Source organism: Candidatus Leptofilum sp. (assembly GCF_965223285.1).
Classification (GTDB): Bacteria; Chloroflexota; Anaerolineae; order Promineifilales; family Promineifilaceae; genus Leptofilum.
Genome location: NZ_OZ244997.1, coordinates 1,140,463 through 1,156,365 on the forward strand (window position 1 = coordinate 1,140,463; position 15,903 = coordinate 1,156,365).

Here is a 15,903-nt window from a genome sequence, read left to right on the forward strand (position 1 = left end):
TGAATTTATTGTTGCAATGTCACCTGAATCACGCATTGGGCAATGATATTTTCCGACTGATCCGCAGCTGACAGCCGAATGAGGTAAGGGCCAGATTGCCACTGGCTCAGATTCACGCTACCCAGAAACCCATTATCTACAGTCTGTTCAACATTGCGCCCCAAGAGTGAAGCCCACTGGCCACCAGTCTGCGGGCCGTTGGCTTCCAGCGTGTAATATCCAAACGCTTCAAAATCGGCCGTGCCGTTGAAAACAATGGTGCCTGATACTACCGAGCCATTGCGCGGCTCTAAAATGTTGAGTTGCACGGTGCAGCCCACAGAGGGGGTAGGGGGTGGTAAAGGTGTGCCAACGGCCGTTGTTGTTTCCGCAGGGGCTGTTTCATCAGCAGGATTTGGGGCTGGTTCGCCAGGGTTGCCCGCCAGGGTAATAGTTGGTACCAGTGGTGGCGTGGACGTGGGCTGGCGCGTTAGCAGCGGTGTAGGAGAAGATAGCGGTGTGCGAAAAATATCTGGTGTGGGGGTCGGATCGCGCATGAGCGTTGGCGGCAGCGTGGGGGCGATCTGATCGTTCACGTAATACACCCCACCGATAATGCTTGCCAAAATTATAATGACAATCAGGGCGGTGTTTCGCGCCTGCGTATTGGTCTCTCGCTCCAGGTTGAAGATAGCAACGCGCAGCTGCCGCTGTGCCCGAATAAATTGGCTAATGTACCAAAACAGCCCCAAAGCTGAGACAATATAAATCCAGACATCGTTGCGCAGAATGAAGACGTAAAATTGATCCATGATAGCTTCGCAAGTTACACACACAAACAAGTGGCGCACAATGTTGTGCGCCGCCTGATTTTAGCTGATTTATTGCTTAATACCTGTCCGAATATTAGCCACAGAGTGCAGATTTTTGAGACGCAAGTTTATTTCTCAGATTTCTCTTTTTTCTCTATGGCTTTTTCGGATAGGTTCTTGGTTGATAATTGTATCTTGGAATCAGAGTTGTTGCAGAATCCCGCGAAGGAGGGCAGTCAGCTTGGGAATGATTTGCTTGCCAGTTTCTAATACTTCTTCATGGTCCAGCACGGTGCCGGGTTCTGGGTCTGGTACGGCCTTGTTGGTAATGGAGGAGATGCCCATAATTTGTAGCCCTGCATGACGAGCAACTACCACTGTCGGTACAGTGGACATGCCTACGGCATCTGCACCAACTGCACGTAGAAAGCGCAGTTCGGCAGGCGTTTCAAAGCTGGGGCCAGCTACATAAGCGTAAGTGCCTTCTTGAAGGGTAAAGTTGTTGGCAACGGCCGTTTCCTTCGCCAACTTTTGTAACCCCAAATCATAGGTGCCAATCATATCCATAAAACGGGGGCCGACGCTGTCGTCATTAGGGCCACGTAGCGGATTCAGCCCGGCCATTCCCAAAAAGTTAATATGATCGGTGATGAGCATGAGGTCGCCAGGGTTGAAGCTGGCATTGATGCCGCCCGCTGCATTGGTGACAATTAAGGTTCTGATGCCCATCTTGTGCATCACACGTACGGGCAGGGTGATTTGCTCCATGTCGTACCCTTCGTAGTAATGGGCGCGACCCTGCTGTACGAGCACCGTTTTGCCTTCTAACGTGCCAATCACCAAACGGCCGCTATGCCCCACGACAGTGGATTGCGGCCAGCCGGGTATGCTTTCGTATGAGATAATATCTGGATTTTGGATGCTGTTGGCGAGTTCGCTAAGCCCTGAGCCAAGCACCAGCCCAACAGTTGGTTGGTATTTTGTTTGCTGTCGAATAGCTTGAACGGCCGTTTTGACTTGGTTTGCGGTTTCTGTGGTTGTCATATCTTCCCCTGACAATAACAGGCCACGACGAAGCTGCCGTGGCGCAAAATATTATACGATTGACCAAATGGTTGGTTTATTCGGCCGTTTCACTTTCTTCTAACTGGGTATAGATTTGGGTGGTTGAAATATTGGCGTGGCCCAGCAGCTTTTGCACCTCTTGCAAATCAGAACCATCATGTAGCTTGTGCGCTGCAAAGCTGTGGCGCAAGGTGTGGGGTGTAACAGCTACGCTTAACTCAGCTTGCTTGGCATACGCCTTGATAATGAGCCACAATCCTTGCCGGGTGAGCTGCTGCCCACGGTGGTTGAGAAACATGGCGGCTTCATCTTTGTCTTTGACAAGGAACGGCCGTCCTTCTTCCACATAGTTTTCTAAAATGTTTTTCGTATATTGATCAAAAGGCAGTTCACGTACCTGCTCATCTTTGCCGGGACAGTAGAGAACATTGTTTTCCAAATCAACATCTTCTAAGCGAAGTGACACAACCTCAGTTACGCGCATACCTGTGGAATAAAGCATGTTCAGTAGGGCCATATCGCGCAAATTTTTTGGCGACTTCTTGTTGGCCGGAGCCTGTAACAACCGCTCTACTTCATCCGCAGAAAGCGTTTTGGGCAAGCGCTTCTTAACTTTGGGTGAATCAATATTGGTGGTGGGATTTTCCTGGATAATTTGGTTCGAGTATAAATAGTTAAAAAATGACTTTACGGCCGCAACTTTCCGAGCCACTGAAGAAGAGGCGTAGGGCTGCTCCTTCATATATTTAACATATGCGTTGATTCGTTCAGAATTAATGGATTCCCACTGACCGGCACTATTTAAGTTGTTATCTTGCAAATAAGACACAAACTGCCCTAGGTCGTTTTTGTAGGCTGCTATTGTGTTGCTTGAGTAATTATACTCTTTTTGCAGGAACTTCAGGAAGGCGAGCAGCTGTTCTTCCATCGCCTCACACTCCTTGCTATGCTCAGAGTCTTATCAAGGGCTATAATTCGTGTAGCAACAAAAGTATCAATTATATGCAGGTAATACGTTTGCCTACAGAAGGAGGAGCCACTCTCAAGATTTGCTAGATGCTGAGCCAGAAAGTGTCAGATGAAATGATATCGGACAACTTAAATTAAGATTATGTAAGTTAAACTAGGGGCATTATAACAATTACTTTTCATAAGATCAAATATAAATCAACATAATGATAGCCAAATGAATAGTCTGTTCGTGCTATACGAATAAAATGTATCAGGATACATGGTGTATTCTTGCGGCCCCATCGTGAATTGCGTGGGGTCTTCCAGATTTTGTGCGTTTTGTGTGGGTTTGGGGTCGATGAGAGAAGTTTCGGGCATTTACTGGTATCATAAGCATGATCGTATTGCCGATTATTTAAATGAGAGGTTGCGTAAGCAAATGAATGAAAGTACCAAAGAACCAAAAGATGATCTAAAGTTTGAGGCGTTGTTTCAGCGGGGGAGCGAACTGCTGCATCGTGGCAAGGTAAATGATGCGGTTCCCGTCCTCCAACAAGCACACGCTCTTGATCCTGAACATTTTGATGCCGCGCTGAACCTGAGCGGCGCGTACATTTTAACAAAGAAATTTAAGCAAGCAGCACGGCTTCTAGAGTGGTTGCGTGACCAAGCTCCTAACAATGTGATGGTTTGGACAAATTTAGGTGCCGCTTATTTGGGAAATCCTGTGTTGGCGCGTGATGAAGAGCAGCTTCAAGCGATTGCTGCTTTCAAAGAAGCGTTGGCTATCGACCCCATTGCACCCAATGTCGCGTATAATATTGGGCTAATTTACCGTGACCGCAGGGAGTACGAATCGGCAATTAGCTGGTTTGAGCAGGCGGTGAAGGCCAATCCCCACGATAAGGATGCCCAAAACCTGATTAAGAAATTGCGCGACATGAACGGCCGTTCCTAAACACACAACTTCAAGACATATCTTTTGCCAGATAAAGAACCCGCGGATATTTATTATGACTCCCACTTTTTCCCCTTTTGTTACGCGAATGAAGGCAGAAGCCTTGCCAGACATTTTTATCGACACCTTTGCATTTTACTATGACCAACTTGTTACGGGTCAAACTGGTTTTATTCATGAGGATGAGATTGAGCCAGTTGCCGATTTGCCTGATGCGGAAACGTTTTCACAGCGACTGCAACAGATTGGCAAGGTAGCTTTACGGAAAACGGCCGTCATCAAACTCAATGGCGGTTTGGGGACCAGCATGGGGCTAGAAAAGGCAAAATCATTGCTGCCTGTCAAGGATGATCTCACCTTTTTAGACATTATTGCTCGGCAAGCCCAGCTAGCCAACGTGCCCCTCATCTTGATGAACAGCTTTTCAACTGAGGATGATTCGCTGAATTTGCTTAAAAAATATGCAGATTTGAACAATGCTGTGCCTACCAGCTTTTTACAGCACAAGGAGCCTAAAATTCGCCAAGATAATTTCGCCCCAGTAACGTGGCCAGAAAACCCTGAACTGGGATGGTGTCCTCCAGGGCATGGAGACATTTACACCGCGCTCGTCACCAGCGGCACGCTCCAGGCGTTGCTAGAAAAAGGGTATGAGTATGCCTTTGTCTCCAATGCCGACAATTTAGGGGCAGTTATCAGCTTGGAAATTTTGGGCTACTTTGTAGATAATGAAGTGCCATTCATGATGGAAGTGGCTGACCGCACCGAGATGGACAAGAAGGGGGGGCATTTGGCACAGCGACCAGATGGACAGCTTATTTTGCGCGAATCGGCCCAATGCCCACCGGAAGATACGGCCGCTTTTCAAAACATCCACCGCCATAAATATTTCAATACCAACAACCTCTGGTTTCACTTACCAACCTTGTACCAACAGATGCAGGCATACAACAATCGGCTGGGGTTGCCCATGATACGCAATAGCAAAACGGTGGATCCCCGCGACCCCAATTCTACGCCAGTGTACCAGTTGGAAACGGCCATGGGGTCCGCTATTGCCGTGTTCAAAGGTGCCCAGGCGATCCGCGTGCCGCGCAGCCGCTTTGCCCCAGTAAAAACCAGTAACGACCTGCTGGCTGTTCGGTCTGATGCGTACACGCTTACCGATGATTTCCGTATTGTGCTGAGCGACGAGCGCACAATGAAGCAATTTAACGTCAATTTGGACGGCCGTTTCTACAAATACGTGAGCGATCTGGAAGCCAGGTTCCCCCAAGGTGTGCCTTCATTGGTACAAAATAGCCGTTTGGAGATCAACGGGGATTTTCGTTTTGGCAAAGATGTGGTTTGTGTGGGTGATGTGTATTTACGCAATAAAACAGATGCCCAAATCGAAATTCCCGATGGCACAATTTTGGCTGGAGAGTTGAATTATCCTGCATAATTTTTGGGAAAAATTCGCGGTGTTCTCTAGCTGGTTGTGATACAATTGTTTCATGAGCCAATCTCTTGTGGTAATTGGCGGTGGGTTAGCTGGAACAGAAGCAGCGTGGCAACTAGCCGAACAGGGCATTCAGGTAAAACTGTATGAAATGCGCCCACAACGGCAAACCCCTGCCCACGTTACCAATCACCTTGCCGAACTGGTTTGCAGTAATTCTCTCGGCTCCATGTTGCCGCATAAAGCACCTGGTTTGCTCAAGGCGGAGCTGCGTGGCCTGGGTTCGATGATTTTGGCTTGCGCCGCCGAAACGGCCGTTCCTGCTGGATCATCCCTCGCCGTTGACCGTGACAAATTTGCAGAGCTGGTTACTGCCAAAATTGAATCCCATCCTAATATTGAACTAATTCGGGAAGAAGTAACGGCCGTACCCGCCGAACCTACCATCATTGCCAGCGGGCCACTCACCTCTTTAGCGTTAACTGCCAGCATCAGCCAGCTTACTGGCGAAGAGTACCTCTACTTTTACGATGCCGTCTCACCCATCGTGGAATACGAATCCATAGATACCAGCATCGCCTTCCGCCAATCCCGCTACGACGAAGGGCAAGAGGAAGGGGACTACATTAACTGCCCCATGACTAAAGAGGAGTATGATCGCTTCTGCGATGCGCTGCTGGCCGCGGAAACAATCACCCTCAAGCAGTTTGAGCAGGAAGACCCCCACTTTTTTGAAGGCTGTATGCCCATCGAAATCATGGCCCAGCGCGGGCGCAAGGCACTGGCGTTTGGTCCCATGCGGCCCGTGGGGTTAATTGATCCGCGTAATGGGAAACGGCCGTACGCCGTTGTGCAACTGCGGCAAGATAATCTGGTTGGTTCCCTTTACAATATTGTCGGCTTTCAGACCAACTTGAAGTGGGGCGAACAGCGGCGCGTGTTGCGGCTTATCCCCGGTTTGGCAAATGCAGAATTTTTGCGTTACGGCATGATGCACCGCAACACCTACATCAACGCCCCGCACTTGCTTCAGCCCACATTGCAATACCGAGGCCGCGCCGATCTCTTCTTTGCTGGGCAGATTACCGGCGTGGAAGGGTACATGGGCAATGCCGCCACCGGGCTCGTAGCGGGGGTAAATGCCGCCCGTTTGCTCAAGGGGCAGATGCCCGTCATCTTCCCCACCAACACCATGCTGGGGGCGTTGTGCCACTACGTGACGCATGCCAGCATAAAAGATTTTCAGCCCATGAAAGCCAACTTTGGCCTGTTTGCCCAACCCCAAAACAAAATGCCCAAGGCAGAGCGTTACCGTTGGTATAGCGACCGCGCCCTCACCGCGATGCGTCGTTTTTCCCGCAACAACAAGCTAGCTTATGACCGAACCATCGCCGAGGCGAATTTGGCTGAGGAGATGGCTGCATTGCCGGGAGTGGCCAGTTGACTGAGAACCTAAAACTGTGGCTGCGCCAACAGTCGGCCATGCTTTGTGCTGTTACTCTGAACCGTGCGCCAAATCTGTTGGTGGATGAAGATGATCTTATTGAGTTTTTGTCCGTGTTGGTCAACAGCGTGGGGGCATTGCCAGAATTACAGCTGGCCTCTGTACAATCCTGGGCATTAACCGCCATCGGTCACGATGCCCCGGCAGCCTACGATTGGATGGTGTTGCTGCGGGTGCTCAAAGAGCAAATCGGCCGTAGCCTGGTGGAACAGTTCCCCGCAGATGAAGCCCTCACCTCTTGGCGATTAATCGATGATGTGCTTATCTATGCCATCATTGAAGCAACCCAGCTTGCCTCTGATATGCAGCGGTCTGAATTACTAAACCATATGACCCAGCTGCGCAACCAACAGGAAAAGTTCAAAGAGAGCAAAACCAAATTTATTGCTGTGGCGGCCCATGAACTAAAAACGCCCCTTACCATTTTGGAAGGGTATACCAACATCTTAAAAGCCGAAACGCAAAACGACCCCCGCCTGCACATTTACCTAGATGGCTTGGGCAACGGCTTCCGCCGGATGCACGAAATTATTGGGGATATGCTCGATGTGTCGCTGCTGGATTTACGCACAGTAGAGCTGAAGCATCAGGAAATCAATCTTGAAAAAACCGTTTTACTGGTTGCAGACAGCGTGGACAGATATTATGCCACGCGCCGGGTAGACCTAAAAATTATGCCCTTTGAATTTGATAGCAGCACCTTCGGCGATCCCGAAAAGTTGAAAAAAGCACTCACCAAAATCTTGATGAATGGCCTGAAATACACGCCAGACGGTGGCGAAGTGGTGGTTACTGGCAGCCTGGTGCGCCAGGATGAGGTGACGGATGAATTGGCAGGGTTTGTGGACATTCAGGTGATGGACACGGGCATTGGCATTGATCCGGAAAACCTGGAATCTATTTTTGAAAAGTTTGGCAGTATTGCCGATGCTAGCCTGCACTCCTCTAGCAAGACCAAGTTTAAGGGGGGGGGGCCTGGGTTAGGATTACCAATTGCCAGGGGCATTGTGGAGGCACATAGCGGGCGTGTTTGGGCAGAAAGCCCAGGTTGTGATGAAGAAAGTTGCCCAGGTAGTACGTTCCACATTGAATTACCTATCTGGCTTAGCCCACCTAAGGTTGAAGCATAGAATTATCCCAACTGGAAAGCATAGGTGAGAAGATGGACGTTTCTGTAGAAATTGTCGTGAAAGATGTGACAGTTTACCCAGACCGGGCGCGGGTGTCTGGTGTAGGAAGCTGTGAATTGGTAACCGGGCGACATCGTTTATTGGTACCGAACTTGCCGTTGACAATGGACAGTAACTCGGTGCGGGTGCGGGGCAGCGGCACGGCAAAGGTGCGGCTGTTAGGTGTGGAGGTAACGCGCCAATTTTTTGAAGCCTCGCCGCAGGAAGCTGTGCAGGAGTTGGAAAGCCAAATTGAGGAAGTTCAGGAAGCAATCAGGGCTTTGGAGGATCAAAAGGCGGGTTGGCAAGCACACGGCATTTATTTGGATGGGATTCGCCAGGCCACGGCCGAATTTGCCAAAGGTCTCTCGCGGGGGAAAACAACGGTGGCCGAGCAGCAGCAGGTAATTGCTTTTTTGCAGGAGCAGGATGCAGCCATGCGCACGGCCGTTCGCCAACTGGATCAAGAGCAAGAATCCCTTGTTCGCCGGCTGCAGAAGTTACAGCAGGAGCTGAAGCAAATTAAGACGACCAAACCGCCCCAGCAGTACCAGGCCCAAATTGAAGTGGAGGTGGTAAGCGATGGCAGCTTCCAGCCGGAGGTGAGCTATGTAGTGAGCCAGGCTGGTTGGCAGCCGCTGTATGATATTCGACTGCTGGAGGAAAACGGCCGTTATGCGTTGCAAATCGATTATCTGGCCCAAATCATTCAGCGAACCGGGCAGGCATGGCAGCAGGTGAATTTGGCTGTCTCTACGGCACGCCCGGCCCTGAACCAGAAATTGCCAGAGATTCATCCCTGGTACATTCGGGAATACCAGCCACCCCAGCCGCGCCAGATGGTGCGCAGTGCTAAGCCCGCCGCGCCAGCCGCTGCCAAAATGGAGACGATGTCCTTTGGGATAGAAGAATCCACCGCCGAAATGCCAGCACCTGTTGAAGCTGAAATGGTGACCGCAGATGTACAAAGTGAAGGAACGGCCGTTACCTTCAAAGCTCCTGGCCAAACCGACATTCCCAATGACGGCTCGCCTCACAAAACCACCTTGCAGCAACTTCGGCTGGTGCCAAAGCTGGATTACCTCACCATCCCCAAATATAGTGACGCTGCCTTCCGCCGGGCGACGGTGGATTATGCAGAAACTGGCCCTTTGTTGCCCGGTGCCGCCAGCCTGTTTGTAGGCGAAGAATACATCGGGCAAACGCAAATCAAGTTTACGGCACAGGGAGATGAACTGGAACTATTACTTGGTGTGGAAGATCGCATTACTGTGGAGCGCAAGCTAGCCAAGCGAGACGTAGACAAAAAATTGCTGCGCGATCAGCGGCAGTTGCGGTATGGTTACACCATCGCCGTAAAAAACCTGCTCAAAACCGAGGCGCAGATAGTTGTAAAGGACCATATTCCAGTTTCACGCCATGAGCAGATCAAGGTAAAATTGGATGAGATACGGCCGCAGCCCAACGAACAAACGGATTTGAATCTGCTAGAATGGGAGCTGACGTTGGCCAGCGGTGCAGAGCAAACCATACGGTATGAATACATCGTCGAGCATCCGCGCAGCTTGCGGGTAGTAGGTTTGCTAGATTGATTTAGCCACAGAGGACACAGAGAAAAAAGAGAAATGCTTGATGTGTTTGGCTATTAGTCTTTAACTTTTAAATCAGGTAACAAATATGTCATTCCGAGGTCCTCCGAGGAATCTCTCTTCTTTGCCAAAACAGGAGAGATTCCTCACTCCGAAGACAGCCTGCCCTGAGGTTCTTGAAGGGTTCGGAATGACATCTAACACAGACATTATTTCGGAGGCACTTATTTCTCCACAATTTTACGAAACGGCTAAGCCCAAAGAACGTGCTTTTTTGGTTGGGGCTGAATTGAAACACGGACGGCCGTTGCTGCCCGTTGAAGATAGCTTGTTGGAACTGGAACGGCTGGCGGACACGGCTGGGCTTTCTGTAATTGGTAAAACCATTCAGCGGTTCGAGCGGCCAGACAGTGCCACCTACATTGGTTCCGGTAAAGTTGAAGAAGTAAAGACAGTTATTGAGGAGCTGGAAGCGTCCGTGGTGCTTTTTGACGACGAGCTAACCCCGCGCCACCAGCGTGAGCTGGAGAAAGCGTTTGGCGAGGACGTGAAGGTGATCGACCGTACCGCGCTCATCCTGGACATTTTTGCCCAGCACGCCCAAACGCGCGAGGGGAAGCTGCAAGTGGAGCTGGCACAGCTAGAATACCGCGTGCCGCGCCTAACCCGCATGTGGACCCATCTGGCGCGGCAGGCTGGTGGTCGCGTCGGCGGGCAAGGCGGCGGTGTGGGCTTGCGTGGCCCTGGTGAAACACAGCTAGAAACAGACCGCCGGGAAATTGGACGGCGCATCTCTTACATCAAAGGGCAGCTAGAAAATGTGCGGGCGCATCGGGAGCGGCATCGCGCCAAGCGACAGCAAACCGAGCTGCAAGTGGTGGCGATTGTGGGGTATACCAATGCGGGCAAATCGACTCTACTCAACAAGCTCAGCAATGCCGATGTGCTTTCGGCGGATATGCTGTTTGCCACGCTAGACCCCACCACGCGCAAAGTAGATATGCCCGGTGGGCGTGAGCTGCTCTTTACCGATACGGTAGGCTTTATTCAAAAATTACCCACCAACATCGTAGCTGCCTTCCGCGCCACGCTGGAAGAAATCACCGAAGCGGATATGCTGCTGCACGTCATCGACGCCACCCATCCCAATGCCGCTGCCCAAATTGAAGCGGTGGAGGACACCCTGGCGGAGCTAGAGGTGGATCATTTGCCAACGGTGGCAGCCCTTAACAAGATTGATTTGTTGCCTGACGGCCAAAATCCGGCCCCGACGTTTGATTTATCCTATCCGGTGGTGCCTGTTTCGGCCGTTTCTGGCGAAGGCATTCCGGAACTTTTGGTAGCGATTGATGCGGCGATGGTGCGATATTTGCAGCCGCTAACCGTCCTGCTGCCGTACCAGCGAGGGGATTTGCTCTCATTGATGTATGAACGGGGGCAGGTGGATGGCGAGGAGCACACGGGCGACGGTGTGATTGTTTATGGCCGGTTGCCGAAACGACTGGTACCCTATTTTGAACCCTATATGGGCGGACAACAAATAGCCGATGAATGATTTTTTAGACAGAGTCAGCGAATTTCTTAGTAAATATCCCGGTTTGTTGCCGCTGATAGGCCTGGGGCTGATTATCCTCAATTTGATTTTGCAACTCTTCCCAGGAAGCTGGTTTGTAGATCGGCATATTTTGCTGCATTTGGGTTTAATTATTAGCTTGATCGGGCTGCTGTTGATACGGCCGTTGTCTTAGTCCAATAATCGGTTTTCAGTTTTCAGTACGAACTTCTGAAAACTGAAAACCGATTCCTGAACACCGTTCTTTTTCCACATATCAGGTTGCTGCCGATGATTCCCATTGATACTGTTGCCCAAAACGGCCGTGTTCAAGCCGCCCTGGCTCAATTCCCAGAGCGAGTTGCTGAAATTGTCTCCCAGGCAATCGCTATCCAGCAAATTCCGGCCCCCACGTTTGCCGAGGCGGAACGGGCGGCGTACCTGGCACAGCGTTTTAGCAAACTGGGTTTACAAGATGTATCTCAGGATGAACTGCACAATGTGTACGGCCGTTTCCCGGGCAGCCAACCACACAGTCATACCCCCGTCATTATTTCTGCCCACAGCGACACTGTTTTTCCCGCAGATACTGATCTGACCATTCGTGAGGAGGGCAGCGTAACGCATGGCCCCGGCATCGGCGACAACTCGACTGGTGTGGCGGGATTAATTGGCTTGGTTGAATCGTTAAAGCTGCATGGGATACGGCCGTTAGCCAACATCTGGCTGGTGGCCAACGTGGGCGAAGAGGGGCTGGGCGATTTACGTGGTATGCGAGCCGTTGTTGAGCGTTTTGGTGGCAACGCAATTTATTTGGTGGTAGAAGGTGGCTTGTTTGGTCAAATTTCTCATCAGGCAATTGGCGTGCGCCGCTATGAAATTACCTTTCGCACTGCTGGTGGACATTCTTGGGGCAATTTTGGCCAGCGCAGTGCTATTCATGAACTCGGCAAATTTATTGCCGCCATAGACAAGCTCAAGGTGCCAACCAGCCCCAAAACCACCTACAACGTGGGCGTCATTGAAGGCGGTACTTCCATTAACAGCATTGCTCAATCAGCTAAATTGCTGCTGGATTTGCGCTCTGAAGCGCCAGAACGTCTTGCTATTTTGGTGGCAGAGGTAGAGAAGCTGGTGGCACATTGGCAAGCACAGCCAGAGTTACAGGTGGAAATGATTCAGATTGGCAATCGTCCGGCAGGGCAGTTGCCACGCAATGCGCCGCTGGTGCGGCAAGCAGTGGCTGCGCTGCGGCAGGTCGGCTGTGACAAAATTAGCTTCATTGCCAGCAGCACCGATGCCAATGTGCCGCTTAGTTTAGGCTATACGGCCGTGTGCATTGGCCTCACAGAATCTGGCAACGCCCATCGGCTGGATGAATATATGGACAGCACCCACCTACCAGCGGGGATGGGCCAACTGCTGCTGCTGGCTCTGTCGGCGGCGGGCATTTAAATCTAAACAAACCACTATTTTTACTGAATGACGATACGGGAGTAATTGATGAACTTTGAACTGAATGAGGAACAGCGCGAGTTTCAGCACATTGTGCATGATTTTGTCGCCAAAGAGCTAAAACCGATGGCGCGAGAAACGGATGCGTCTGGTGAATTTAACTGGACGGCCGTAAGAAAGATGGGGCCAATGGGGCTGCTGGGTCTGGAAGTGCCGGAAGCCTATGGCGGTGCGGCCGTGGATGCCGTCAGTGCTGCCATCGCTATTGAAGAGCTGGGCTGGGGCTGTGGCTCTACCGCTTTAGCAGTGTCTGCCCACAACGGGCTGGCTTTAGGGCCGATTGTAAAGTACGGCAACGACGCTCAAAAAGCACATTGGCTGCCACCGCTAGCCACCGGTGAGGGCAAACTGGGCTGTCTCTCGCTCACGGAGCCGGGGGCAGGGTCTGATTTACAGGGTGGGGTGCAAACAACGGCCGTAAAAGAAGGTGACACCTGGATCATCGACGGGGCCAAAATGTGGATGACCAATGCCTCCATTTCTGATGTGATGGTACTGCTTTGCCGCACCGACCGGGCTGGCGGCAGCCGTTCACTCAGCCACATCATCGTACCTACAGATACGCCCGGCATTACCATTGGTCCCGCCGAAAAGAAGATGGGGCTGAAAGGGTCGCCTACACACGCCGTTACTTTTGAAGAAGTGCGGGTGCCGCTAGAAAATTTACTGGGCGAAGAAGGGCGCGGTTTGCAGCAAACCTTGGCCACACTAGACAGTGGGCGCGTGGGCATTGGGGCTTTGGCAGTGGGTTTGGGGCAGGCGGCGTATGAAACGGCCGTGCAATATGCCCATGAACGCGAAACCTTTGGCAAGCCGATTGCGCATCATCAGGCCGTGCAGTGGATGCTGGCCGATGCCGCTACCGAGCTACAAGCTGCCCGCCTGATGGTTTACTGGGCCGCTGCATTGAAAGGCGCAGGCAAAAAGTACACCAAAGAAGCGGCAATGGCCAAGCTGTTTGCCACCGAGGTTAGCGAGCGCGTCTGCCGCAACGCCATCCAAATTCACGGCGGTTACGGCTACAGCAGCGAGTTTGAGGTGGAACGTATCTACCGCGACACGCGGCTTATGACCATTGGAGAGGGAACGAGCGAAATTCAACGTCTGGTGATCGCTCGCCACATTTTGAATTTATAATCATAGGACTTACGCAATGAAGAGTACAAAAGTCTTGTTCTCTCTGGAATTTACATCATTAGACCCAAGACTTTTGTAGATTGAGAGGTTCAACTTTTGACAAAAGTTGAACTTCTGTTACCCCGCAAAGTAAAAACGCGCCGCCTGACAATTGCCAGGTGGCGCGTTTTGTTTGAAAGTTGTGGGCGAGTTAGTTCAAATCGACGCGCAAGTTGTATGGTGTGTTGGTAACTGGTGCGCTAAATACGCGAATAAAATACGTGCCAGCTCCCAAATTATTCAGGTTGATTATTTTAGTGCTTGAGGCTGAACCATTGTTTTGCAAAAGAGATAAACTGCTACAGGTTCCGCCATAAACGATGAGTTGGCCCGAGACCGGTTCAAAACCTGATAGCGTGATTGAGACATTTTGCTGACTGGTAATGGTAAAGCTATACCAATCTTCCTGGTCATCGGACGTGAACTCGTAGGTGGTGTTAGTGCCAATGCCATATGCCTGGCTGCAATTGTTATTTGGCTCAATGGGCGGGTAATTGTTTAGCACCATTGGCAAATAAATGTAGGTAATGGGCAAAGCAGTCACGTTAACCGTGATAGTTGCCGTGTCAGGTAGATTGCCACTGTCCAGCACCTGAACAGTTAGATTGTAAATAGGCATGGTATCTGCGTTTAATTTGGTACTGTCATTGACGGTGATTTGACCGGAGGAAGGATTTATGGTGAAGACAGAACCAACATTTCCGCTTCCCGTAATGGAATACGTTAGACTATCACCGGCATCGGGATCAGAAGCTGAGACGGTACCCACAACCGCACCATTTGAACTGCCTTCTGAGATGAAGAAAGTGGCATCGTTAACCGTTGGGGTTTCATTTCTATCGGTTAAATTAATGGTAATTGGGGCGGTGTTGGTTTGTGCTGGTAACGTTGGTGTGCCATTATCCGTCACGCGAACAGTCAGGTTGAAAGTTGGGGTAGCCTCGAAATTGAGTGGCGTGCTGTTGTTCACCGTGATTTCACCACTGGTTGAATTTATGGCAAAGGCGGAACTGCTGTTGCCGCTAATAATTTCATAAGTAACCGGTCCCTCTGGATCGTCTGCAGAAACTGTGCCTACAGCTGTTCCAACTGAACTGTTCTCCTGAATTGAAAATATTGCTTCATTCACTGTTGGTACTTCATTCACATCGGTCAGATCAATGACAATTTCAGCACTATCTGTGTTCATGCCGCTATCTTCTACCTCCACAGTTAGCGTGAATGTTGGCGTCGTTTCAAAGTCTAGTAATGAGGTATCTAAGACTGTAATTTCGCCATCAGAGGCACCAATTTCAAATGCTGTTGAAGGATCGCTAGCGGTGATGGTGTAATTAAAGGTTTCGCTGGCATCAGGATCGCTCGCCGCTAGCGTGCCGACTGACGTGCCATTGCTTGAGTTTTCTGGCAATGAAAAGCTGTCGTCATTGAGGGTAGGCGGCTCGTTTATGTTTAGCACGTTGATAGTGATTTCGGCCGTATCCGTCAATAAGCCGCTATCTTCTACTTCAACGGTTAAGGTGAAGATGGGCGTGGTTTCAAAATCCAACAGGGCTGAATCGGAAACCGTGATTTCGCCACTGCTGCTGCCAATGGCAAAGGCAGGAGACGGTTCACTGGACAGAATGGAGTAGGTAAAATTGTCTTCGGTATTGGCATCCGACGCCATGACGATTCCTACAGAAGTGCCAAAGGGTTCGTTTTCCGCAATGGAGAAGAGACTATCATTGATAGTTGGTGGTTGGTTTATAGTAATTGCGAAGGTGTTGGTAATTTCATCGACGCCAGTTGTAACCGTAAATTCAAAGGTGTCGTCTATTTCTGCACCTAAGCTGGTGTGATTATAGACTAGAAAATTCTGATCAATGTCAGACTGAAGAAATTGGCTAATGGGCATCAGTGTGGTTATACCGCCAGTGTCACTCAAGACCAGGTTTCCATTGAGTGGCGTGATAGACAAGGTATAGGTTACTGTGGCATTCTCGTCAACGTCATCTTCCGAAAGGAGCATACTGCTTGTAATGTTTTCGCTCTCTCCAGTATTTAATCTGAGTCCATTGTTATTAACAATTATTGTTGCAGCAAGAACTGAACCCAGCCAAAAAATGATCGTACTCACGCTGAGTAGTATTGCAAAAAGAATAGGGACACGTTTTCTCCGCATACCGATACTCTATCGATACTTCTTGTTATTT

General features: G+C 50.4%; 13 protein-coding genes. 9 read left to right on the forward strand and 4 right to left on the reverse strand.

Annotation, left to right across the window (positions count from 1 at the left end; genetic code table 11):
- Positions 1-5: 5 nt before the first annotated feature.
- The 3 genes from ACOQPU_RS05435 to xerA form a co-directional block, all read right to left on the reverse strand.
- Positions 6-791, reverse strand: coding sequence for a hypothetical protein (locus tag ACOQPU_RS05435; protein ID WP_420644108.1), 786 nt, complete (start codon positions 789-791; stop codon positions 6-8).
- Positions 792-992: 201 nt separating this feature from the next.
- Entirely contained in the window at positions 993-1,835 is an 843-nt protein-coding gene (locus ACOQPU_RS05440; protein WP_420644109.1) for a purine-nucleoside phosphorylase, read from the reverse strand.
- A gap of 76 nt (positions 1,836-1,911) precedes the next feature.
- A complete protein-coding gene (gene xerA / locus ACOQPU_RS05445; RefSeq protein ID WP_420644110.1) occupies positions 1,912-2,784 on the reverse strand; it encodes a site-specific tyrosine recombinase/integron integrase in 873 nt (290 codons plus the stop codon).
- Between the two features lie 462 nt (positions 2,785-3,246).
- Here xerA and ACOQPU_RS05450 point away from each other — a divergent pair, with 462 nt between their 5' ends.
- The 9 genes from ACOQPU_RS05450 to ACOQPU_RS05490 all read left to right on the forward strand — a co-directional run bounded on the left by ACOQPU_RS05450 (position 3,247) and on the right by ACOQPU_RS05490 (position 13,672).
- Positions 3,247-3,765: a tetratricopeptide repeat protein gene (locus ACOQPU_RS05450; RefSeq protein ID WP_420644111.1), complete on the forward strand. Its 519-nt coding sequence runs from the start codon at positions 3,247-3,249 to the stop codon at positions 3,763-3,765.
- 55 nt (positions 3,766-3,820) lie between these two features.
- A complete protein-coding gene (locus ACOQPU_RS05455) occupies positions 3,821-5,209 on the forward strand; it encodes a UTP--glucose-1-phosphate uridylyltransferase (protein WP_420644112.1) in 1,389 nt (462 codons plus the stop codon).
- A 52-nt stretch (positions 5,210-5,261) separates the two neighbouring features.
- A complete protein-coding gene (trmFO, locus tag ACOQPU_RS05460; RefSeq protein WP_420644113.1) occupies positions 5,262-6,650 on the forward strand; it encodes a methylenetetrahydrofolate--tRNA-(uracil(54)-C(5))-methyltransferase (FADH(2)-oxidizing) TrmFO in 1,389 nt (462 codons plus the stop codon).
- Positions 6,647-7,840 carry a sensor histidine kinase gene (locus ACOQPU_RS05465; RefSeq protein ID WP_420644114.1) on the forward strand — a complete coding sequence of 398 codons (1,194 nt, stop codon included), beginning with the start codon at positions 6,647-6,649 and terminating at the stop codon, positions 7,838-7,840. Before trmFO ends, ACOQPU_RS05465 begins: the two co-directional genes overlap by 4 nt.
- Positions 7,841-7,872: 32 nt before the next feature.
- Positions 7,873-9,471 carry a mucoidy inhibitor MuiA family protein gene (locus ACOQPU_RS05470; protein ID WP_420644115.1) on the forward strand — a complete coding sequence of 533 codons (1,599 nt, stop codon included), beginning with the start codon at positions 7,873-7,875 and terminating at the stop codon, positions 9,469-9,471.
- A gap of 187 nt (positions 9,472-9,658) precedes the next feature.
- Positions 9,659-11,023 (forward strand): GTPase HflX, encoded by a 1,365-nt coding sequence (gene hflX, locus ACOQPU_RS05475; protein WP_420644116.1) that lies wholly within the window; start codon positions 9,659-9,661, stop codon positions 11,021-11,023.
- The gene (locus ACOQPU_RS05480; protein ID WP_420644117.1) at positions 11,016-11,216 is read left to right on the forward strand and encodes a hypothetical protein; all 201 of its coding nucleotides are present in this window, start codon (positions 11,016-11,018) and stop codon (positions 11,214-11,216) included. Before hflX ends, ACOQPU_RS05480 begins: the two co-directional genes overlap by 8 nt.
- Positions 11,217-11,311: 95 nt before the next feature.
- Complete coding sequence (locus ACOQPU_RS05485) at positions 11,312-12,475, forward strand: M20/M25/M40 family metallo-hydrolase (RefSeq protein ID WP_420644118.1); 1,164 nt, start codon at positions 11,312-11,314, stop codon at positions 12,473-12,475.
- Positions 12,476-12,523: 48 nt separating this feature from the next.
- The gene (locus ACOQPU_RS05490; RefSeq protein WP_420644119.1) at positions 12,524-13,672 is read left to right on the forward strand and encodes an acyl-CoA dehydrogenase family protein; all 1,149 of its coding nucleotides are present in this window, start codon (positions 12,524-12,526) and stop codon (positions 13,670-13,672) included.
- 190 nt (positions 13,673-13,862) lie between these two features.
- Here the strand turns inward: ACOQPU_RS05490 and ACOQPU_RS05495 are convergent, their stop codons facing one another.
- On the reverse strand, positions 13,863-15,872 hold the full coding sequence (locus ACOQPU_RS05495; protein WP_420644120.1) for a cadherin domain-containing protein: 2,010 nt from the start codon (positions 15,870-15,872) through the stop codon (positions 13,863-13,865).
- Positions 15,873-15,903 lie beyond the last annotated feature (31 nt).

Excerpts from the sequence above, each read along its gene's own strand:
- ACOQPU_RS05435 (WP_420644108.1), bottom strand. The coding sequence starts at position 791 with ATGGATCAATTTTACGTCTTCATTCTGCGCAACGATGTCTGGATTTAT.
- ACOQPU_RS05440 (WP_420644109.1), bottom strand. The coding sequence starts at position 1,835 with ATGACAACCACAGAAACCGCAAACCAAGTCAAAACGGCCGTTCAAGCT.
- xerA (WP_420644110.1), bottom strand. The coding sequence starts at position 2,784 with ATGGAAGAACAGCTGCTCGCCTTCCTGAAGTTCCTGCAAAAAGAGTAT.
- ACOQPU_RS05450 (WP_420644111.1), top strand. The coding sequence starts at position 3,247 with ATGAATGAAAGTACCAAAGAACCAAAAGATGATCTAAAGTTTGAGGCG.
- ACOQPU_RS05455 (WP_420644112.1), top strand. The coding sequence starts at position 3,821 with ATGACTCCCACTTTTTCCCCTTTTGTTACGCGAATGAAGGCAGAAGCC.
- trmFO (WP_420644113.1), top strand. The coding sequence starts at position 5,262 with ATGAGCCAATCTCTTGTGGTAATTGGCGGTGGGTTAGCTGGAACAGAA.
- ACOQPU_RS05470 (WP_420644115.1), top strand. The coding sequence starts at position 7,873 with ATGGACGTTTCTGTAGAAATTGTCGTGAAAGATGTGACAGTTTACCCA.
- hflX (WP_420644116.1), top strand. The coding sequence starts at position 9,659 with ATGACATCTAACACAGACATTATTTCGGAGGCACTTATTTCTCCACAA.
- ACOQPU_RS05480 (WP_420644117.1), top strand. The coding sequence starts at position 11,016 with ATGAATGATTTTTTAGACAGAGTCAGCGAATTTCTTAGTAAATATCCC.
- ACOQPU_RS05485 (WP_420644118.1), top strand. The coding sequence starts at position 11,312 with ATGATTCCCATTGATACTGTTGCCCAAAACGGCCGTGTTCAAGCCGCC.
- ACOQPU_RS05490 (WP_420644119.1), top strand. The coding sequence starts at position 12,524 with ATGAACTTTGAACTGAATGAGGAACAGCGCGAGTTTCAGCACATTGTG.
- ACOQPU_RS05495 (WP_420644120.1), bottom strand. The coding sequence starts at position 15,872 with ATGCGGAGAAAACGTGTCCCTATTCTTTTTGCAATACTACTCAGCGTG.